The following is a 20,599-nucleotide window of genomic DNA, read 5'->3' on the forward strand; positions in this document are numbered from 1 at the left end:
GTGACCAAGTAAGCTGTTTAAATAAAAAGTAACCGTATTGTGACGGTATAAATTACAAAGCAGACTGCCGCCCCCGTCGCTTTTGCACCGCCTTGGCCAGCGCCTCCAGCACGGGCACGGTCTGCTCGAAGCTGATGCAGGCATCGGTGATCGACACGCCATGCGCCAGCGGCTGACCTTCTTTCAGGTCTTGCCGGCCCTCATTCAGGTGACTCTCAATCATCAGGCCCATGATGCGGCGGTCTCCGGCGGCGATCTGCGCAGCCACATCGTGCGCCACCTCGATCTGTTTGCTGTGCTGCTTGCTGCTGTTGGCGTGCGACACGTCCACCATGACTTGCGGCGCGATGCCTGAAGCTTCGAGCGCTTTGCACGCAGCGTCCACATCGGCGGCTGAGTAGTTGGGCGCTTTGCCGCCGCGCAAGATGATGTGCACATCCTGGTTGCCGCGCGTCTCGAAGATCGCGGCCTGGCCCATCTTGGTCATGCCCATGAAGGCGTGCGGGGCCTTGGCGGCCACCACCGCATCGGCCGCGACCTTGACGCCACCGTCGGTGCCGTTCTTGAAACCCACCGGGCAAGACAGGCCGCTGGCCAGTTGGCGGTGACTCTGGCTTTCGGTGGTGCGCGCACCGATGGCACCCCAGGTGACCAAGTCGCTGATGTACTGGGGGCTGAGCAAATCCAAAAATTCGGTGGCCACGGGCACGCCCAGGTCGATGATGTCGAGCAAGAGTTTTCGCGCCATCTCCAACCCCTGGTTCATGGCAAAGCTGCCGTCCAGGTGCGGGTCGTTGATGTAGCCCTTCCAGCCCACGGTGGTGCGGGGTTTTTCAAAATACACGCGCATCACGATCTGCAGGTCCTGGGCGTGCCGATCGGCCTCGACCTTGAGCAGCTTGGCGTAGGCGATGGCCTGGTCATGGTCATGGATCGAGCAGGGCCCGACCACGACCAGCAGGCGGTCGTCTTTGCCCTGCAAGACGTTCGAGATGTCTTGCCGCGAACGCTCGACCAACGCCAGATGCGCAGGCAATGCGGGCAGCTGCTCTTCGAGCAAAGCGGGTGTCATGAGGGGGCGCACCGAAGCAATGCGGGTGTCGTCGATGCGGGTTTTGTCTTGGGTCGAAAGCATTTGTAAAGTCACCTGATAATTCAGACCCAGTTTAAAGGGATCCCCCATGACCTTGCCCCCACCCCAACTCGAACACCTGTGCGACCTGGCCGTGACCATCGCCCCGCCCGTTGAAGTCGGCCACACGCCGGCCGGTCTGCGCCGCATGATCCCGATCACGGGCGGCACCGTGACCGGCTCCCGGGTGAATGGCAAAGTGCTGGCCGGTGGCGCCGACTTCCAGCTGATTCTGGGCGGCGGCACGCAGGCACATCTGGACGCGCGTTATGTGATCGAGCTCGATGACGGCAGCCGGGTGTTTGTGCAAAACACCGCCTTGCGTGTGGCCTCGCTGGAGAACTCCAGGCGCATCATGAGCGGCGAGCCGGTCAACCCCGACGAGATCTACTTTCGCTGCCAACCCAAGCTGGAAGCCACCGCGCCGCAATGGGCCTGGCTGAGCGAGAGCCAGTTCATCGGCACCGGGCGGCGCGCGCCCGATGGGGTTTTCTTGAGTTTTTACCGAGTCCTGTGATCACAACGGCAAGCCAGCACCCTTCTTGACTTCGCGCAGCACGATGCTGGAACGCACATGCGCCACCGCAGGCAACTTGAACAGGGTGCGCATGAGAAATTGCTCGTACTGTTCAATGTCGGTGGCCATGATCATCAGCACATAGTCCGACTGTCCGGTGGTGGAGTAACAGCGCACGATGTGGGCAGTGGCCTCCACGGCGGCTTCAAATTCGGCCACGGTTTTTTCGGTGTGCTGGGTCAGGTTGATCTCGGCCATGACCATCAAATTCAGGCCAACCTTTTTACGATCCACCTGCACGGTGTAGCCCGTGATGACCCCCTTCGCTTCCATCTCCTTGATGCGTTTCCAGCAAGGCGTGGTGGACAAACCCACGCGCTCGGAGATTTGCTGCACGGTCATGCGCGAGTCATCTTGCAAGGCTTCGAGAATTTTAAGACTGTATGCGTCATTCATTCTTCGATTTTATGATAATGCAGAAATTCATTCTTTAAATTAAGGATAAATGGGGACAAATAAGGGATTAATTCCCCAATTGACCGCCTATTCTTACTCCTGAACTTAGGAGACTTTCATGCCCCACACATCCCCTGCCAGCACCAGCACGCCCGCCCTGCGCGACTACCAGCTCAAAGACAACATCTGGGCATCACAAGGGGCGGTCTTTCTGTCGGGCACACAGGCCCTGGTGCGGTTGATGCTGATGCAACGCCAGCACGACGAGCGCCAGCAGTGGAACACCCGGGGCTTCATCAGCGGCTACCGGGGCTCACCGCTGGGCATGGTGGACCAGGTGATCTGGAAGCAGGGCGATAGATTCAAGAACGCGGGCATCGAGTTTGTCCCCGCCATCAACGAAGAGCTTGGGGCCACACAGGTCCTGGGCACGCAGCGGGTGGAGTCGGACCCCGAACGCACGGTCGATGGCGTGTTTGGCCTGTGGTACGGCAAGGGGCCGGGCGTGGACCGGGCGGGCGATGCGCTCAAGCACGGCAACGCATACGGCTCGTCACCCCATGGCGGGGTGCTGGTGGTGGCGGGTGATGACCACGGCTGCGTATCTTCTTCCATGCCGCACCAGAGCGATCAGGTGTTCCAATCCTGGCACATGCCGGTGGTTTCACCTGCCGATGTGTCTGAGCTGGTCAGCTTTGGCCTATATGGCTTTGCACTGTCGCGATACTCGGGCGCCTGGGTTGGCATGACCGCCTTGTCGGAAGTGGTGGAAAGCAGCACCACGGTGGACCTGGGCGCAATCAACGCACAAACCGCAAGCTGGAAAAGTCCACAGGAAGTGCAGGCCCTGACCGGACATGTCGCTCCCGCTGACGGTCTTCACTACCGCTGGCCCGATCTGCCCTCGTTGCGCATCGAGTCGCGCCTGCAGGACAAGCTGGCCGCCGTGGCCGCGTTTGCCAAGGTCAACAGCATTGACCGCACCGTGATCGACAGCCCGCAGGCTCACATTGGCATCGTCACTGCGGGAAAAGCCCACCACGACTTGATGGAGGTGTTTCGCCGACTGAACTTGAGCGAAGACGCGCTGGCTGCGGCGGGCGTGCGCGTGATCAAGCTGGGTCTGACCTTCCCCATCGACGCGTCGCGCATACAGACCTTTGCACAGAGCTTGAGCGACATTCTGGTGATTGAGGAAAAAGCGCCCATCGTGGAGCAGCAACTGCGAGACCTGTTTTACAACGCCAAGGTACGTCCGACCATCATTGGCAAGCGCGATGCCCACGGTCAGGCCCTGCTGTCAGGGTTGGGCGAGTTGCGACCTTCGCGCCTGATCGTGCAGGTGGCGCAATGGCTGCAGCACCACGCTGGCCAGGCACTGAACATCCCTCACCTCAAGGTGCGCGACTTTGTGCCCGCCATGATGCAGAGCAATGCCAGCGATGCGGTCAAGCGTTTGCCATATTTCTGCGCAGGTTGTCCGCACAACACCTCCACCAAGGTGCCCGAAGGCTCCACCGCACGCGCGGGCATTGGCTGCCACTTCATGGCCAACTGGATGGAGCGCGAAACGGCCGGCCTGATCCAGATGGGCGGTGAAGGGGTGGACTGGGTCTCTCACTCGCGCTTCACTCGCACACCGCATGTATTTCAGAACCTGGGCGATGGTACCTATTACCACTCAGGTTACCTCGCCATTCGACAGGCTGTGGCAGCCAAGGCCAGCATCACCTACAAGATTTTGTTCAACGATGCGGTGGCCATGACGGGCGGGCAACCGGTAGATGGCGTCATCAGCGTGGATACGATAGCTCGCCAAGTCGAAAGCGAAGGCGTTTTGGCGTTGGCCATCGTGAGCGATGACATAAAAAAATTCAACCCCATCAAAAAGCAGTTTCCATCCATTGCCACGTTTCACCCCCGTGAGGATCTGGACGCAGTGCAACGCCGATTGCGCGAGGTGTCCGGCGTATCGGTGCTGATTTATGAACAGACCTGCGCCGCCGAAAAACGCCGCCGCCGGAAAAAAGGTGAGCTGGCTGAACCAACGCGTCGGCTGATGATTCATGAAAGCGTGTGCGAAGGCTGTGGCGACTGCGGTGTGCAAAGCAATTGCGTGGCCGTGTTGCCGCACGAAACTCGATGGGGCCGCAAGCGCAAGATCGACCAGACCCATTGCAACAAAGACTATTCGTGCTCGAACGGTTTTTGCCCCAGCTTTGTCAGCGTCACCGGGGGGCGCCTGCGCCACAAAACAGGCGCATCGCCCGAAGCACGTGCGCACCTCATGGCACATGCCGCACGATTGCCCGATGTGCACCCGCGCAGCACCGACAGTCCGTGGGATTTGCTGATCACCGGCGTGGGCGGCACCGGGGTGGTCACGGTGGGCGCGGTGATTGCCATGGCCGCCCACCTGGAAGGTCAGCATGCCAGCGTGCTCGACTTCATGGGATTTGCCCAAAAGGGGGGATCGGTGCTGAGTTTTGTGCGCATCGCAGCTACCCGGCAGCAGCTCAACCAAGTGCGCATTGACACCCAGCAGGCCGATGCAGTGCTGGCCTGCGACGCGGTGGTGGCCGCCTCGCCGGAAGCGCTCCAAACCTTGCGCCATGGCCGCACTCGCGTGCTGGTGAATGTGCATGAAACCCCGGTGGCAGACGCAGTGCGCCACCCCGATATGCAACTGCAGACCGACTTGCTGGTTGAGAAAATGCGCTTTTCCGCCGGCTCAGAGCAAGTTGAAACCTTCAACGCTCAGTTGCTGGCCGACCAGGTGCTGGGCGACACACTGGCCTCGAACATCCTGGCCATGGGCTATGCCTGGCAGCTCGGCCTGGTGCCTGTGAGCCTTGCGGCTTTGGAGCAGGCGATTCGCCTGAACAACGTGGCCGTAGAGTCCAACCTTTTGGCCTTCACGGTGGGTCGCCTGGCTGCTGGGGACCCCGCGGCGCTTAAAGAACAAGCCCTGACCGAGCCCGAGCCCGAAAGCCTGACCGGGTTCATCGCACACGCCATTCGACAGTTGACGGCCTACCAAAACGCGGCCTGGGCACAGCGGTATGAAAACCTGTTGAGCCAAGTCAATGATGTCGCTCAAGCTGCCGATTTGCCCGACGATGCACTGGCACTGACCGTGGCCCGCAGTTTGCACAAGTTGATGAGCTACAAGGACGAGTACGAAGTCGCCAGACTGTTCAGCGACACGGCCTTTCAGCGCCAGCTCGATGCCCAGTTTGAGGGCGACTACCGACTGGCTTTTCACATGTCCCCGCCTTCGTTGTTCAAAGCCCCAGCGGGCAAAGCACCTCGCAAGGTCATGCTGGGAGCCTGGATGCGCCCCGCATTGCGTCTGCTCGCCAAAGGCAAGTTTTTACGCGGCACGGGGTTCGACCCGTTTGGCCGAACCGAAGAGCGGCGTCTGGAGCGCAGGATGGTTGACCAATATGAGGCCCGAGTGCGCTGGGTGTTGTCAGATGTATTGCCTCAAATCCAACCCGGACAAATGCCGGTATTGCTAGACCTGCTGGCGCTGCCCTTGTCGATGCGAGGGTTTGGTCACGTGAAGCTGCGCAACGTGCGGGCCGCGCAAACCCGTGAAACCTGGCTATTGCACCGGATAAACCCGGTGCAATACCCTCGCCCCAAGGAACAGGCCGATGGGCAGCAACTGCGCGGCATCGCGATACGCCGTGCCTGAAATTTGCTGAAAATCTCACATAAAACGCTGGGGCAAGTAGGGCCTGGCGTCTACCCGAGAGGACTCGCCATGCACCATCTCGGCGAGCAATCGGCCCGCCACGGGTCCCAGCGTGAAGCCCTGGTGGGCATGGCCGAAGTTGAACCACAGGCCTTTGTGGCGTGGTGCGGGCCCCATCACGGGCAGCATGTCGGCGGTGCAGGGGCGTGCGCCCAGCCAGGGCGGCTCGGACAGTGGCTCACCCAAATCAAGCAGTTCACCTGCCAGTGCCTCGGCCTTGAGCAGTTGCACGGGCGTGGGCGGTGCATCGATCGGCGCAAATTCGGCACCCGTGGTCAGCCGCAAGCCGCGCTGCATGGGGGCCAGCACATAGCCGCGTTCGGCATCGAGCAGCGGCTGGCGCAACTGCGCAGGCGAGCGGTAGTGCTGGTGGTAGCCGCGTTTGACGAACAACGGAAAACGGTAGCCGAGTGTGCGGATCAAGGCATCGGCCCAAGGGCCCAGCGCGAGTACCGCCTGTTCGGCCTGCACACGGCCTCCGCTGGTTTGCACCGACCAGCCAGCGCCTTGCGACTGCAAACTGGTGGCGTCGCCCGTCAAAAAGCGCCCGCCACGGGCCATAAAAAGATCGGCATAGCGCTGCACCAAAGCGCCCGGATCATGCACAGCCCAGGGATCGAGCCAGTGAACAGCACCTGCCAACGGCAACTGCAAGGCGGGCTCGGCTGCGCCAGCTGGGTGCTGTTTTCTGCGTGATAAAGCACACCAAAACGGTCGTGCAAGGCCGAAGCCCGCTGCTGCGCTTCATCAAATGCGCGAGGTGTGCGGAACACAAAGCGAAAACCCTCTTGCTTCACCAGATCATGGGCACCCGCAGCCGTCATCAGCAGGGCATGTTCATCCGTGGCATGGGCAATCAGGCGGCTGTAGGCCTCGGTGGCGAGGGCGTGCGGCTGTGGACGCGAGTGATTGAAATACCGCCACAGAGACCCAGCCATTTGCCACAGGCCACGCGCATGCCAATTGACCTCTGCACCCCGACCCAAGGCCGCGTTCAACAAGAAACCCGGCTCATGCGGAAAGGCATAAGGCTCGACCGCTTCACGCTGAATCAGGCCCGCATTGCCAAAAGAGGTCTCTTGCCCGGGCGCGCGCCGGTCCACCAACACCACGTCAAAGCCACGCTGCTGCAAGTGCAAGGCGGTGCAGGTGCCGACCATGCCGGCGCCCAGAACGATGATGGAAGAAGTCATGGCGTTTCAGACCGCGTTGCGGGTGTCAATCGGAAGGTGCATGCATGACAAGGCACGCCTCGAACAGACCCAGTATAGAGAGGATGCAGGGTCTGCAAATGGGTCGGGTGAAGGGGGTGGCAACTTGGACCTTTTCATCTGTTTAAACTGTTTGCATGAGCATGACCACTGAAACCCTGCAGCAATCCCTGACCGACCTGTTCGCCCCTTGGGTGCAAGCCCTGAACCTGAAGGTCGAACGCCTTGACGCCGACAGCGTGACGCTGCGCCTGCCGCAAAGCGATCAGCTCTCTCGCGTGGGCGGCATGTTGTGCGGCCAGGCCATGATGGCCGCTGCCGACACGGCCATGGTGCTGGCGCTGATCCAGCACTTCGGCCAGTTCAGGCCTTGCAGCACGGTGCAACTGTCCAGCACCTTCATGAAACCGCTGTCGGGTCAGGACGCACTCGTCACAGCGCGCGTGCTGCGGGTGGGCAAAGCCATGGCATTTGGCGAGATCGACCTGGCCGGGGCCGATGACGGCAAAAGCGTTTTCAGAGCCAGTACCACCTACGCCCTGATGTGATCGGGCACCGTCAGGCCGGTGCCAGCTGCCCTTGGCTACAATACGTGCATTCTTGTTTTGAGGTTCCCCATGTCTGCTCACGACGACACACACACATCTGACGATCCCGTTGAAAACGTGGTCAAGCACATTCCCGTGGTCATTCCGGCCGCTGGCGCCGTGCTGATCTTCTTGCTGGCCTTCATTGCCGTGTTCATGGCCTGAGGCTTTTGCACTCTGAGGTGCCCGCCTTTGGGCTGCACCTTTCAGCAAAAAACCCGCAACAGCGCAGGCTTTGCGGGTTTTGCTTTGGGCGATGGATCTGGGCGCTGGATCAGGCCCAGCTTCAGATCACCCCTTCGCGCACCGGCATGATGTGCAATGCCTCAGGAGCGATGAGCAACTGAACCCAGCCCCCGGCAGCCACTTGCAGGCGCCCCAGCAGGCGAGTGGTCAGGTTCAGGGTGAGGGTCTGACCGGGCAAGTCTTGCGGAGACAGGGTGCACAGGCTGATTTCACCCAGTGACAAGACTTCCAGCAATTGGCAACGCAAGCGGGTTTGCCCAGCAACAGCGTTCGCCGCTTCGCCATCCCCCGGCGCATCCCCCAGCACATCCACCTGTTCGCCATTCAGCACCCAGGTCACTGGCTTGCCATCGTCGATCTTGTTCTTGTCGATCACCGTCAAATCGATGCTTTTTTCGGGCTGGGCCGCATCGGTCCAGCGCAAGCGTCCCCAGCCCGGCATGTCCGTGAAAAAACGCCCCTCAAAATGGTTCTGAATGCCCACCAGCTCGGCCACACGGGCGTTGCGGGGGCTGGCAAAAACACGTGCAGGCTCGCCGGTTTGCAGGGTTTGTCCCGCATCCACGATCACCACCCGGTCGGCCAGGCGGCGGGCTTCGGCCAGGTCGTGCGTGACCAACACCATGGGCACAGACACCTTTTGGCGCAAGGCCGCCAATTCACGGTAAAGGGCCTGCCGCGTCGGGGCATCGACGGCAGAAAAAGGCTCATCGAGCAGCAAGACGCCGGGCAAATGTTCTGGCTCAGCAGCCACCGAAGCCGTTTGCGGTGTCGGCATGACCCGCACCAGCGCCCGCGCCAGCGCCACGCGCTGTTGCTGGCCACCCGACAGCTGCGCCGGTCGGCGCTGGCTCAGCGCATCCAGCCCCAGACGCTTGAGCAAAGCCTGCACATCGGCAGCGGTCCAACCAGGGCCAGCGGCCAGGGCCACATTGGCATGTGCCGTCATGTGCGGAAACAAGGCGTATTGCTGGAACACCAGGCCCGCACGACGCTGCTGGGGGCTCCACTGAACCCCCGCCTTCGTGTCGAGCCAAGCCTGTCCAGCCACACGAATATGGCCCTGCAGATCGGCCGGCGTCCACAAACCGGCAATCGCACGCAACATGCTGGTTTTGCCGCTGCCCGATGGCCCGACCAAGGCCACCAGCTCACCCGCGCCGCAGTCGAACTCGGCTTCCAGCCTGATCAAGCTGGCCGAGTGCAATTGCACTTGCAAGCCCGACATCAGCGCTCCTGCAGGGCGCGGCCGCGCTGGCCCACCCGGTCAAATGCCAGCACCAAACTCAGCGCCAGCAAGGACACGCCCACCAGCGCCAGCGCCATCACATGGGCCGACTGCAAATCCATGCCTTGCACTTTGTCGTAAAGCGACACCGACAAAGTGCGGGTTTCGCCTTCGATGTTGCCGCCCACCATGAGCACCACGCCAAATTCGCCCAAAGTGTGCGCCACCGTGAGCGCCATACCCGCCAGCAAGCCGGGCCAGGCCAGTGGCAACTCAATGCGCCAAAAGGTTTGCCAGGCGGACAGGCCAGACACCCAGGCCGCCTCGCGCAAGCTGTTGGGCACCGCCGCAAAAGCGCGCTGTATGGGTTGCACCATGAAGGGCAGGTTGACCAGCACGCTCACCAGCAGCAAGCCTTCGAGGGTAAACACCAGGCGCCAGCCCGATGCGGCCAACCAGGCACCCAAAGGGCTGCCTTGGCCAAAAGCCATCAAAAAGTAAAAGCCAATGACGGTGGGCGGCAACAGCAAGGGCAGCAACAGCAAGGCTTCCACCACGGGCCGCCCGATCCATGTGGTCACCGCCAGCCAACGGGCCAGCGCCAAGCCCAGCGGCAGTAATACCAGGGTGGTCAGGGCAGCCAGGGTCAGCGAAACGTGAAAGGCAGACCAATCCATGGTTCAGGGGTTCTTTGAGATGGGGGTGCGTGATGGGGGGTACGGCCTTGATTATTGCGGCAACGCATAACCGTGCCGAACAAACACCGCCAGCGCCTGGGGGCTGCCCAAAAAGCGCTGCCAAGCACGGGCCGCCGGACTGGCCCCCTGCAACAAGACCATGCGCTGGTGCAAAGGGGCGTGCAAATGCGCGGGCAAAGCCAAAACCTGCAGCTTGCTGGCCATTTCCGGGACCATGGCCAAGGCCAGGGCGGTGATGCCCGCTTGCGCTGCCCCCGTGGCCACAAACTGCGTGGCCTGGCCGGCGTTGTCCCCCAGGACCTTTTGCCGAGCCGCCAGTGGCCCCACACCCGAGCGCTGCAAAGCCTCTTCGGCAGCGACCCCGTAAGGGGCCAGCGCAGGGTTGGCGATGGCCAATTTATCGCCCGGCTTCAGGCCGCGCACCACGGCGGCCAAGCCTTGGGCCAGGGGCAGTGCTGAATTTAGAGGCACCACCAAGGCCAGACGGCCGGTGGCATACAGCTGCCCGGCATCCAGCGTGCGGCCGGCCTTGAACAATTCAGCCACGCGGTCTTCGTCGGCCGAGATGAATTGCTCGACCGGCAGGCCTTGCAAAATCTGCCGAGCGAGGTTGCCCGAGGCGCCCAAATTGACATCGACTTGAATGCCTGTCTCTTGCTGGAACAGGCTTTTCAGGTCAGCAAGCGCAAACTTCAGATTGCTGGCGGCTGCAATTTTGATGCGCGTGGGTGTTTGCGCCAGCGCCATTCTTTGTGTGGACATGGGCCAGACCAAGGCCGTCAGCATGAAAAATCGGCGGGCCTCCCCGTCAACCCGAAGCAGCTTTGTCCGCATAACACGATGCTTTTTTTGCATAGATTAAAAGGTATTTTGGGCCGAATTGACAAGCGCGCAATGGGCAGCCTCCCTAAAATCAAGGCCCGCAGGTTACCAAGCGGTTACGAACAGGCCTTTTTGACGACCCCAACCTGCAGTATCTCAGCCCCCGAACCGTTTTTTCAAAGCCCCTGCTTTGGGATTTTGAAAAGACGATTTTTAAACTTGGAGCCTCCCCCATGAACTCACCCGCGATGCAGGGCCTTAACCTGAACACGCCTGCTTACGTCAAAAACGCCAAGCTGATCGCCTGGGTCGCCGAAATGGCCGCCCTGTGCAAACCCGCCGACATTTATTGGTGTGATGGCTCCCAAGCTGAATACGACCGCTTGTGCGCCGAATTGGTGACCGCAGGCACCTTCAAAAAACTGAACCCCGCCAAACGCGCCAACTCGTTCCTGGCCTGCTCTGACCCGTCCGACGTGGCCCGCGTGGAAGACCGCACCTACATCTGCTCGGCCAAAAAGGAAGATGCCGGCCCCACCAACAACTGGATGGAACCCGCGCAAATGCGCGCCACATTGAACCCGCTGTTTGACGGCTGCATGGCTGGGCGCACGATGTATGTGGTGCCTTTTTCGATGGGTCCGCTGGGTTCGCACATCAGCCACATCGGCATCGAGCTGTCCGACAGCGCCTACGTGGTCGTCAACCAGAAGATCATGACCCGCATGGGCCAGGCCGTGTACGACGTGTTGGGCACACACGGTGACTTTGTCCCCTGCATGCACACCGTGGGCGCACCTTTGGCTGCTGGCCAAAAAGACAACACCTCCTGGCCTTGCAATCCCACGACCAAGTACATCGTGCACTTTCCTGAAACCCGCGAGATCTGGTCTTACGGTTCGGGCTATGGCGGCAACGCGCTGCTGGGCAAAAAGTGTTTTGCGCTGCGGATCGCATCCACCATGGGCCGTGCAGCTGCCAACGGCCCCTCCGGTGGCCAAGGCTGGCTGGCCGAGCACATGCTGATCCTGGGCGTGACCAACCCCCAAGGCAAGAAGTACCACGTGGCCGCCGCTTTCCCCAGTGCCTGCGGCAAGACCAACTTCTCGATGCTGGTGCCCCCCAAAGCTTTTGAAGGCTGGAAAGTCACCACCATCGGTGACGACATCGCCTGGATCAAGCCGCACGACGACGGCAAGATGTACGCCATCAACCCCGAAGCCGGTTACTTTGGCGTGGCCCCTGGCACCAACATGAAAACCAACCCCAACTGCATGCTGAGCCTGCACAAGGACGTGATCTTCACCAACGTGGCCCTGACCGACGACGGCGACGTGTGGTGGGAAGGCATGGAAAAGGACACCGGCAAGTTGCCCGACCATTTGATCGACTGGCAAGGCAAGGACTGGACACCCCAGATTGCCAAGGAAACCGGCGCCAAGGCCGCCCACCCCAACGCACGCTTTACGGTGGCTGCAACCAACAACCCCGCCCTTGACCCCGCATGGGACGACGCTGCAGGCGTGCCGATCGACGCCTTCATGTTCGGTGGCCGCCGCTCGACCACCGTGCCCCTGGTGACCGAGGCGCGCAACTGGACCGAGGGCGTGTACATGGCTGCAACCATGGGCTCTGAGACCACCGCCGCCGCCTCTGGCGCACAAGGTGTGGTGCGCCGCGACCCTTTTGCCATGCTGCCGTTTTGCGGCTACAACATGAGCGACTACTTCCAGCACTGGCTCGACACTGGCGCCAAGGCTCAGGCCGCAGGCCACAAGCTGCCCGCCATGTACTGCGTGAACTGGTTCCGCAAGGGTGCAGACGGCTCTTTTGTCTGGCCTGGTTACGGCGACAACATGCGCGTGCTCAAGTGGATGATCGACCGCCTTGAGGGCACGGCCGCAGGCGTTGACACCCTCTTCGGCGTGGCGCCGACATACGCCGAAATCACTTGGACGGGCCTGGACTTCAGCGCCGAGCAGTTCAAGTCTGTCACCAGCATCGACCAAGCCGCATGGCAAGCCGAGTTCAAGCTGCACGACGAACACTTCAGCCAGCTGGCGTACCACTTGCCCAAGGCGCTGCTGGACACCAAGGCGGCGCTGCAAGCGCGTTTGGCGGCTCAGTAATCTGGTTGGGCACCCTCAGGGTGCAAAAGCTTCAAGCCGCCCCGGTCACACACCGGGGCGGCTTTTTTGATGGGGCGCAGGTCCCGTCAAATCACTGCTTGAAATAAAACTCGCCAATGGCTTGGTCGTAAAGCGCCGGCGTTTGCTCATGACCCACTGAACGGGCCAGGCGAACCACCTCCGTGCGAACGTTGCGCAAAACACGGTCTACAGACAGGCCTGGCTTGGTCATTTCCTTGATAAAAATTCGGGTGAACAAGCCGTTTTTGTCTTTGTCGTTGTCTCCCAAGCGGTCCAGTGCTTGCTGGCCTGAGCCCGCCGAAAACATGATCATCTGGCCCGTGGCCGCCGATGTGGGCGCCAGGCCACGGCCACCAATGGCGCGCCCTTTGCTCTTGAAGGGGTTGTCGCGGCAAGCGTCGATCACGGCCAGTGCAAACTTGGTCTTTTTTTCTTCCAGGTCATCGAGCACTTTTTGCAGCAAGATGGCGTCGTCTTTGACCTGGTCCTCTTGGTCACCTTGCACGTCAATGGGCAAAAGATAGTTGGCGTTGCCCAGCTGCACGCCGTGTCCTGCATAAAAGAACAGCACCTCGTCTCCGCCAGTCAAGTTCTGGCGGAAGTCCCGCACCGCCTGCTTGAACTTCTTTTCGTTCAGGTTCAGGTGTTTGAAAACCTTGTAACCCACCGCCTCCAAGGACTTGGCCATGGCATCGGCATCGGCCCCGGCGTTGTTGAGCTTGGGCACATGGGTGTAAAGGTCGTTGCCAATCACCAAGGCCTTGCGGTTGGCATAGGTCACCGGCTCCTTGGGCTCAGGCGGTGGTATGGCGGCTACAGCAGCAGCTTCTTTGGCTTTGGCAGTTGCGGTGGCCAAAGCGTTTTCCTGTTGCAGTTTGGCCAGCATCTGGCTCATGACCTCCAGTTGCTGGGCCATTTTGCGTTTGTCTTCGTCCATGGCCCGGCGTTCCTGCTCCATCCTGAGCTGTGCCGAATTGTCGGCCACCACCACGGGCGCAGGCTTGGCTGCTGCGGGCTCAATTCTGGCCGCAGCCACAACAGGTGCTGGCGCCGGCGCGGCGGCAGGCACAGGGGAAGGAGACGCCTGAGCGGGTTTAGCTGCCGCAGGTTCCACCTTGGACGCAGCCGCGACCACGACAGGCGCTGTTGAAGCGAGTGCTGGTGCTGGTGTCGCTGTAGCAACCAGCCTGGCGGGTCCGGCCGCCTCGGCCACGGTGCTGACCGGGTAAGCCAGGGCCATGATGGGTTGGGGCTTCTTGTTGAAATAGCTTTGTTGCATGGACTCGATATAAATCGAGGCCCAACCCGACAGGATTTCGTGCTCGGGCAAAACTTGCCCCGCTCTGAAATCGTCCCTGAATTTACCGGCCGTCATGCCTTTCGGTGGCAGCACAAACGCATCCATGCGAAGGCTTTTACCGTTGAACTGCTGAACCGTGAACTCCACCTGGAAAATACTGGCCCTTTTGACCCCCTCAGCGTCCGCAAGGCCTTGCGCCGCATCGGACCACCATTGTTTGTCTCTCGGATTGGCCCATGCCAGCGCTCTCCAAGTGTCAAAATTACCGATGGCAAACATGCGTGAACATTTGTTCAAAGTTTCACTGATGCGGGTGCCGTGCTCATTGACCATGAACTGGTTTGCGTTGTTGGACAAACAGCCCGTGTTGCCCCATCGACCCGCCGTCGTGGTCTGACGCACCACCAGGAAAGGCACCTTGGCCTCAGGCTCCTGGTTTTTAAGGGTGTAGACCTCCCAAGCAGCGCCAGGATAGGTCAGTGTGCTGATCTGCGTCGCTTGCCAAGCGCCTTCCGGCAAAGCCACACTGGTGCCAGACCCCAAGGGCAAGAAATCCTTGTACACCGCATCCTTGACAGGTTGGGCTTGGACAGGAACAGCCAGGCAAGCCATCAGCCCAAGGCAAGCGGCCAGCATCATCTTGAACATCAAACCCCGTGTGATGCAGTTGGGTGTAATTGGGCTTGCAGTAGGTGTCATGTTGTTATTCCTGAAGTCTCTCCGGGCGCAATGGTCTTTCACACGAGACTCAAACCCGCCTCGCTCACGCTTACCAATTGTTACACTGATGGCCCAGCATCACCAAACTCTGGCGGGAACCGTCCACCATGCACTCATTTTTATCGACCACAGTCATCGCTCTGGCAATGAGCAGCCTGCCATGGTTGGCCAGTGCCCAAACCAAGCTGATCACAGAGGCAGAGGCGCAAACGCCCAACCTGCAAGTTCCATCCACCCGGGCCATCACGCGGGGACCCGGCATCAGCTTGCTGTCTCCCACCGAAGTGGCGGGCAAAGCTTTTGCATTCAAGCTGGCTTTCGAGCCCCGCGGCGGCGCAAAAATCGATGCAGGGTCCATCAAGTTTGAATACTTGAAGCAGCCGCTCGTCGACCTGACATCACGGTTCAAACCCGGCTTGAACGGCAACCAGCTTGAACTGCCCCAGGTCAGCATCCCCACGGGCACCCACCCGATCCGGGTTTCCGTGCGCGATACCGAGGGCCGTGAAGCCCACACCATCATTCACTTGAACGCCAAGTGAGCCTCGCCACCTTCAACTGCCCCTACTGCTGGGGCGACGTTCCTGTTCAGGCATCGGTGTGCAGCCACTGCACCCGGGATCTGGTCTTGTTCAAACCCCTGGCCCTTCGTTTGCAAACCTTGGCCGAGGAGGTTGAGCAACTCAAGGGGATGGTGCAGCAGCAAGCGCTGACGCTGAACCAGCGACAGTCGCAGATCATCGAGGAAGCTGCTCAGTCTTATGCGGAAATGCAGGAGGCGTCACCAGCGCCTGCGGCCGCTTCAGCAACGGCTACAGCCCTGAAGTCCTGGTTCACACTTTTTGGCACGGTGCTGCTGACCATTGCCTCTATCGGTCTTTGCCACTGGGTTTTGCTTTTTGTCTACGACACACCGCCCTTGTTTTTGAGGCTGTTGACCATCACACTGCCTGCCTTGACGAGTTATCTGTGTGCTCGCCGCAGTGGTTTGGGATGGTTGGCACAGCTGCTGGCCGCGTTGTTGGTCTCTGCTTTGTCGGTGGGCCTGATGCTGGCCATCACGGCCCACATTGATGCGGTGCCCCTGTGGCCCAACAACCCCAGAGACTGGCGAGAAGTCTTTGAATACACGGCAGCCATTGGCCTGTCATTTTTCACAGGTTATTTAACCCACCGACTGATGGTGCGTTGGACACAGCAACAACGCAACAAGATCAGCTTGCGGGTCTTGCTGTCACGTGATGAAGCCGGGCAATTCAAGATCACGGAAATCTCCAACCAGGTTCAAAGCCTGATCACCGCCACAGCGCCTTTGGTCTCCGCTGGGGTTGCGCTGTACTCTGGACTCAAGGCTTTCACGAGCCCTTGAGCCGATTCACTGGAATGGTTTGGCCCGCATGAAAAAAAATGCCTCCGTTTTTTTGGCGCTGACACTGCTCATGGCCTGGCCAGCACACGCGCAAACACCCGCTTTGCGATCTGCCCTGGTCATCGGCTTGAGCCAATACGGCCCCAACACCGGCGCCGCCACGCTCGAGGGTGTGCCGCATGACATGGAGAGCGCCAAACGGATTGCCATGGCAATGGGCATTCCTGGCAACCAGATTCGCATGATGCGGGACCAGGACGCCACCAAAGAGAACATCCTCAAGGAAATCAGGCAGCTGGGCGAGCGCACTCAAGAGGGCGGCCGCAGCTTCATCTATTTTTCGGGGCATGGCACCCGCTATTGGGACCCGACCGCCAAAGGCTGCGTTGAGGGGTTGCTGACACACGATGGCCAGGCGATCACCAACGCCGAGCTGGCACAAGCCACACAAAAAGTCACCGCCGGCGCAGACAAGGTCATCACCATGATCGATGCCTGCCACTCAGGCGGCGTCTCCTCCAACAAGGCAGGCACACGCTCGATCGGCGGCGTAGAGTTCAAACCCAAATTCAGCTTCAAGGCCAGCAGCGCTGCCGATGCTTGCAGCCAACCATCGAACCTCAAGACACGCAGTTTGTTGGGCGAAGCCACACGCCTTGGGGCCTTGCAGGAAAACGTGGTTCAAATCACCTCTTCTCGCCCGGACGAGGTCAGCTTTGACGAGCCCGGCAAAGGCGGGCTCGCCACCCAGGGTGTGCGTGACTGCCTGTTAGGCAAAGCGGTTGATACGGATGGCTCGGGCGCGGTGTCGCTGGCAGAGATCCAGCAATGCGCACAGGCCTTCATTGAACAACGGCTCAAAGGCGTCAAAGACCTGACGCCGCACCATGTTTCGGTGTCGGGCAATCGAAACCTGATTCCGGTGGCGCAACAACGCCCAACGTCGACACAAGTGGCAGTGGCAGCGGTGGCCCCCAGCCCTGTCTTGGTGACGCCAGCTGCAACGGTCACTGCGGCTGCAACCCTACCGGCACCCTTGGCTCCGCCAGCCCCACCCGCCAAACCACCAGCTGCTGCAAGCGTTGCACAAAACACGGCATTGGCCGCCACAGCGCCCGCCGCGCCCGCCGCACCAACTTCACCGGCTCAAACGCCCTCAGCACCGCGGCCACCCGCTGGGGCCACCAAGCCACCCGCTGCCCCGGTGGTGATGGTGGCGCAGCCAGCACCTGCACCTGCACAGCCCATGGCGCAGGCAGTAGCCACCCCAATACCCGCACCCGTCATCGCCGCCCCACCCACACCAGCGCCAACACCAGCGATTGCCACGCCAGAACCCATGCTGGCCTCATTGGCCACATTGACAGACATCGTTCAGCAACGCGATCCGCGCATCGTGCTGGATGTGAAGCTCAGCAAGCCCGTGCTGAAAATTGGCAAAGACGCACTGGACTTGAGCATTCAGTCCAGCCACGACGGGTATATTTATCTGGTCTTGTTGGGCAGTGACCGCAAAAGCTTTTATGTGCTTTACCCCAACGGGCTGGACAAAGACAACCGCATCAAAGCGGGCCAAACCCGCAAACTGCCTCGCCCCGACTGGCAACTTGAGGCCGCTGGGCCACCCGGCATTGACCACCTGTTGGTGATGGTGGCATCCAGCCCGCGCCAGATTGATCGCTTGGTCATGACCGCGCCCAGTGCGACCAACCCGTTCACTTACGCGCTCAATGAAATTGGCGGTCGCGCCGCATTGATCAATTTTCTTGTTCACAACAAAGAAGGGGAGGGCTCTGAACGCTTCGGCGCCAAGCTCCTGACCCTGAAAGAGGTTCTATGAAGCGCTTGGCCCTTTCCCTGGCATTCATCTTGGCGGGTGTATCAGCATCGGCGCAACTGGTGCAACAAGCCTCCAAAGAAGACCTGATCGAAAAGCTCACCCCGCCGGCCCCGCCCACGACCCGCAGTCTGCGCAACCTGGTGCCCAAGCCGGTCAATGTGGACTTGTCCATCAACTTTGACTTTGACTCGGACCGCCTGCAAGCCAGCAGCAAACCCCTGCTAGACAACTTGGCACTGGCCATGAACAGCGAGCGCCTGGGCGCCCTGAAGTTCAAAGTCGAAGGTCACACCGATGCCAAAGGCAAGAGCGATTACAACCAGGCGCTGTCCACGCGCCGGGCTTCTGCTGTCCAAGCTTATTTGGTCGGTCAAAACGTCACTGCAGAGCGCTTGCAATCCGAAGGCAAAGGCGCCAGTGAGTTGCTCATGCCTGAAAAGCCATTGGCCAGTGAAAACCGGCGTGTGCGGATCAGCCTGGTCCCATGATGGGCCTGCCTTCATGGTTCAAAGTGCCTTTGTGGGCCATGAGCTTGTGCGTTTTAGCCGCCAATTCTTGGGCGTTTGAGCTGGTCTCAGCGCAAGAGATGAGAGCCTCTTTGGCTGCCGCAGAACCTCTGATGACAAAAGCCGTCGCTGTACCCGGTGCACCCCAGATCGAGATTGTCCTTCCCCGACTGGACGGACCCGTGGCGTCTCCAACAGCGATTCAATTGACGTTTGTGCCTGCGGCTTCCAGCCTGGTCCGACCCGAGACCTTCAAGGTCTTGTATGGGCGCTTGCGCATCGACATCACCCAACGCCTGGTCAACGCCGCCAAAATAACGGCCGAGGGGATCAGCGTCAAGGAAGCCAGCCTGCCCAAAGGCACACATCGGCTGTTGCTGAGCATTGAAGACCAGCAAGGCCGTCAAGGCATGAAGTCTGTTGATTTCGACATCAAGTGATGTCTCCAAGCGCCTCACGTTCATGACACGCCACCAACAGGTTCTGATTTGAAAATTTTTGATTCGCGTGAACGCCTTGCCCTGTGGCTCCTCTGGATCACACCCGCTCTTTGGTCCGTCAATTACATCGTGGCACGCACCGCGCCCGGGGTGATCGAACCCCACATGCTGGCGCTGGGTCGCTGGGCTTTGGCAGGCTTGATCCTGAGCGTCATCGCACGCAGCGAGCTTTGGCGTGAGCGGCGCAGCACCTGGCGCGCCGCCTGGCAATACCTCGTGCTGGGCGCATTGGGCATGCTGGTCTGTGGTGCATGGGTCTACAAAGGGGCGCAGACCACCACCGCCATGAACATCTCTCTGATTTATGCCGCTTCGCCGGTGTTGATTGCCTTGGGCGCGGTGATTTGGCTGGGCGAGCGGTTTTCGTGGCGACAGGGTCTGGGCGTGTTGTTGGCCCTGTCGGGGGTTTTTCATGTGGTGGTCAAAGGGCAATGGGGGGCTTTGGCCCAAGTGCAATGGGTCGCAGGCGACGGCTGGATGGTGTTGGCCATCGTCGCTTGGGCGGGGTTTGCCTTGCTGCAAAAAAAATGGCACGCCCCGCTGGGCGCGACAGCGCGACTGGCGGCCATTTGCATGGGCGGCGTGCTGGTGCTTTTGCCGTTTGCGCTGTGGGAGTGGCAGCTGGCCTCCACCCCGCCTTGGAGTGCCCAGGCCATTTGGCTGGTGGTGCTCGCAGGCCTGGTGCCTGGCATTGGCGCTTACTGGGCCTATGGCTTTTGCCAGAAGGTGCTGGGCGCCAGCCGCGTGGCGGCCAGCTTGTATCTGGGGCCTTTGTATGGTGGCTTGGCCGCCTGGGCGGTGCTGGGCGAATCTTTGGGCTGGCACCATGTCATGGGTGCCGCACTGATCTTGCCGGGCATTTATCTGGCCTCTCGCAAAGCGCCTGAAACGGCTGAGCCCTGAAAACCCTGCCTGAGTCTGCCCAATCCCAGGCAAAAGGCCCCCCGAAGGAGGCCTTGCACGCAACGAACGCCTCTGGCGCCCCGTCTGCAGGCTCAGATGTAATGCATGCGGTTTTTGAGGATGCGGGCAGCGCGCCGGCTCATCAAGGTCGTGAGGTCGGCCGCAGGGCTGCTGGTGTCTTCGGCGCGGTCCATCGCGGTTTGCAGGTCACGCATCATGCGGGTGTCGGTTTGGGCCATCGCCCACAAGCGCTCGTCCGCCCGGCGACGGGCCACACCGGCAGACCAGTTGTCCAGCCCGGTGATCACCCCTTGCGCCAACATGCGGGTCACGCCGCGCAGCGCCAAGATGGCCAGCACAGCCACCACCCAAAGCGCCAACCAAGAAGCCAGCACATGGGTGTCCGCCCAGCCATCGATCATGTGGTCGACCAAAACAACCAGGGCCGCCACACCGGCTGCCAACAACCAGAGCGCCAGGTTTTGAGTGGATGTGGTTGAGGTGGCGCTGATGGCTGGCACCGAGGGCATTTGGCCCAAAACAGATTTTTCAGTGGTCGTGTTCATTTTTAGTTCCCTTCGTTCGATTTTGTATGCCTTGGCAATCCAAATCATCAAAACCACACCTCTATACTAGGGTTTTCACGCATATTGT

Annotated in this window: 18 protein-coding genes and 1 pseudogene; 11 read left to right on the forward strand and 8 right to left on the reverse strand. The window is 60.6% G+C overall.

Annotated elements, in window-relative coordinates; translation table 11 throughout:
* Window positions 1-52: 52 nt before the first annotated feature.
* Window positions 53-1,135 carry a 3-deoxy-7-phosphoheptulonate synthase gene (locus B9Z45_RS04285; protein ID WP_108405988.1) on the reverse strand — a complete coding sequence of 361 codons (1,083 nt, stop codon included), beginning with the start codon at window positions 1,133-1,135 and terminating at the stop codon, window positions 53-55.
* A 46-nt stretch (window positions 1,136-1,181) separates the two neighbouring features.
* On the opposite strand from B9Z45_RS04285, the gene B9Z45_RS04290 reads away from it, so the two are divergent.
* Window positions 1,182-1,649, forward strand: a complete 468-nt coding sequence (locus B9Z45_RS04290; RefSeq protein ID WP_108405989.1) for a DUF3237 domain-containing protein — start codon at window positions 1,182-1,184, stop codon at window positions 1,647-1,649.
* Here the strand turns inward: B9Z45_RS04290 and B9Z45_RS04295 are convergent, their stop codons facing one another.
* On the reverse strand, window positions 1,650-2,105 hold the full coding sequence (locus B9Z45_RS04295) for an Lrp/AsnC family transcriptional regulator (protein WP_108405990.1): 456 nt from the start codon (window positions 2,103-2,105) through the stop codon (window positions 1,650-1,652).
* A 118-nt stretch (window positions 2,106-2,223) separates the two neighbouring features.
* Between B9Z45_RS04295 and B9Z45_RS04300 the strand changes: the two genes are divergently transcribed.
* Window positions 2,224-5,805: an indolepyruvate ferredoxin oxidoreductase family protein gene (locus B9Z45_RS04300; protein WP_108405991.1), complete on the forward strand. Its 3,582-nt coding sequence runs from the start codon at window positions 2,224-2,226 to the stop codon at window positions 5,803-5,805.
* 15 nt (window positions 5,806-5,820) lie between these two features.
* On the opposite strand, the pseudogene B9Z45_RS04305 reads toward B9Z45_RS04300, so the two are convergent.
* Window positions 5,821-7,058: pseudogene (locus B9Z45_RS04305) on the reverse strand (NAD(P)/FAD-dependent oxidoreductase).
* A 155-nt stretch (window positions 7,059-7,213) separates the two neighbouring features.
* Here B9Z45_RS04305 and B9Z45_RS04310 point away from each other — a divergent pair.
* Window positions 7,214-7,624 (forward strand): PaaI family thioesterase, encoded by a 411-nt coding sequence (locus tag B9Z45_RS04310; RefSeq protein ID WP_370445804.1) that lies wholly within the window; start codon window positions 7,214-7,216, stop codon window positions 7,622-7,624.
* A gap of 69 nt (window positions 7,625-7,693) precedes the next feature.
* On the forward strand, window positions 7,694-7,828 hold the full coding sequence (locus tag B9Z45_RS17525) for a hypothetical protein (protein ID WP_255561983.1): 135 nt from the start codon (window positions 7,694-7,696) through the stop codon (window positions 7,826-7,828).
* A 121-nt stretch (window positions 7,829-7,949) separates the two neighbouring features.
* On the opposite strand, the gene B9Z45_RS04315 is transcribed toward B9Z45_RS17525, so the two are convergent.
* Genes B9Z45_RS04315 through modA form a run of 3 tightly spaced genes read right to left on the reverse strand, consistent with a single transcriptional unit; the run spans window position 7,950 to window position 10,597 of the window.
* Complete coding sequence (locus tag B9Z45_RS04315; protein ID WP_108405992.1) at window positions 7,950-9,137, reverse strand: ABC transporter ATP-binding protein; 1,188 nt, start codon at window positions 9,135-9,137, stop codon at window positions 7,950-7,952.
* On the reverse strand, window positions 9,137-9,814 hold the full coding sequence (gene modB, locus B9Z45_RS04320; protein ID WP_108405993.1) for a molybdate ABC transporter permease subunit: 678 nt from the start codon (window positions 9,812-9,814) through the stop codon (window positions 9,137-9,139). The genes B9Z45_RS04315 and modB overlap by 1 nt, the downstream gene beginning before the upstream one ends.
* A 51-nt stretch (window positions 9,815-9,865) precedes the next feature.
* The gene (gene modA / locus B9Z45_RS04325) at window positions 9,866-10,597 is read right to left on the reverse strand and encodes a molybdate ABC transporter substrate-binding protein (protein WP_233252068.1); all 732 of its coding nucleotides are present in this window, start codon (window positions 10,595-10,597) and stop codon (window positions 9,866-9,868) included.
* 293 nt (window positions 10,598-10,890) lie between these two features.
* Here modA and B9Z45_RS04330 point away from each other — a divergent pair, with 293 nt between their 5' ends.
* Window positions 10,891-12,786, forward strand: a complete 1,896-nt coding sequence (locus B9Z45_RS04330; RefSeq protein WP_108405995.1) for a phosphoenolpyruvate carboxykinase (GTP) — start codon at window positions 10,891-10,893, stop codon at window positions 12,784-12,786.
* 91 nt (window positions 12,787-12,877) lie between these two features.
* On the opposite strand, the gene B9Z45_RS04335 is transcribed toward B9Z45_RS04330, so the two are convergent.
* On the reverse strand, window positions 12,878-14,806 hold the full coding sequence (locus B9Z45_RS04335; RefSeq protein WP_108405996.1) for a caspase family protein: 1,929 nt from the start codon (window positions 14,804-14,806) through the stop codon (window positions 12,878-12,880).
* Between the two features lie 128 nt (window positions 14,807-14,934).
* Here B9Z45_RS04335 and B9Z45_RS04340 point away from each other — a divergent pair, with 128 nt between their 5' ends.
* The 6 genes from B9Z45_RS04340 to B9Z45_RS04365 all read left to right on the forward strand — a co-directional run bounded on the left by B9Z45_RS04340 (window position 14,935) and on the right by B9Z45_RS04365 (window position 19,945).
* Window positions 14,935-15,369 (forward strand): hypothetical protein, encoded by a 435-nt coding sequence (locus B9Z45_RS04340; RefSeq protein WP_146180873.1) that lies wholly within the window; start codon window positions 14,935-14,937, stop codon window positions 15,367-15,369.
* Window positions 15,366-16,196, forward strand: coding sequence for a hypothetical protein (locus B9Z45_RS04345; protein ID WP_108405998.1), 831 nt, complete (start codon window positions 15,366-15,368; stop codon window positions 16,194-16,196). Before B9Z45_RS04340 ends, B9Z45_RS04345 begins: the two co-directional genes overlap by 4 nt.
* Before the next feature lie 28 nt (window positions 16,197-16,224).
* On the forward strand, window positions 16,225-18,036 hold the full coding sequence (locus B9Z45_RS17575; protein ID WP_108405999.1) for a caspase family protein: 1,812 nt from the start codon (window positions 16,225-16,227) through the stop codon (window positions 18,034-18,036).
* Window positions 18,033-18,524 (forward strand): OmpA family protein, encoded by a 492-nt coding sequence (locus B9Z45_RS04355; protein WP_199221844.1) that lies wholly within the window; start codon window positions 18,033-18,035, stop codon window positions 18,522-18,524. The genes B9Z45_RS17575 and B9Z45_RS04355 overlap by 4 nt, the downstream gene beginning before the upstream one ends.
* Window positions 18,525-18,655: 131 nt before the next feature.
* A complete protein-coding gene (locus B9Z45_RS04360; RefSeq protein ID WP_146180874.1) occupies window positions 18,656-18,982 on the forward strand; it encodes a hypothetical protein in 327 nt (108 codons plus the stop codon).
* 48 nt (window positions 18,983-19,030) lie between these two features.
* Complete coding sequence (locus B9Z45_RS04365; RefSeq protein ID WP_108406001.1) at window positions 19,031-19,945, forward strand: DMT family transporter; 915 nt, start codon at window positions 19,031-19,033, stop codon at window positions 19,943-19,945.
* Between the two features lie 92 nt (window positions 19,946-20,037).
* Here the strand turns inward: B9Z45_RS04365 and B9Z45_RS04370 are convergent, their stop codons facing one another.
* Window positions 20,038-20,511, reverse strand: coding sequence for a hypothetical protein (locus B9Z45_RS04370; RefSeq protein ID WP_146180875.1), 474 nt, complete (start codon window positions 20,509-20,511; stop codon window positions 20,038-20,040).
* Between the last annotated feature and the right edge of the window lie 88 nt (window positions 20,512-20,599).

Source organism: Limnohabitans sp. 2KL-17, assembly GCF_003063415.1.
In the GTDB taxonomy this organism is placed as follows: Bacteria; Pseudomonadota; Gammaproteobacteria; order Burkholderiales; family Burkholderiaceae_C; genus Limnohabitans_A.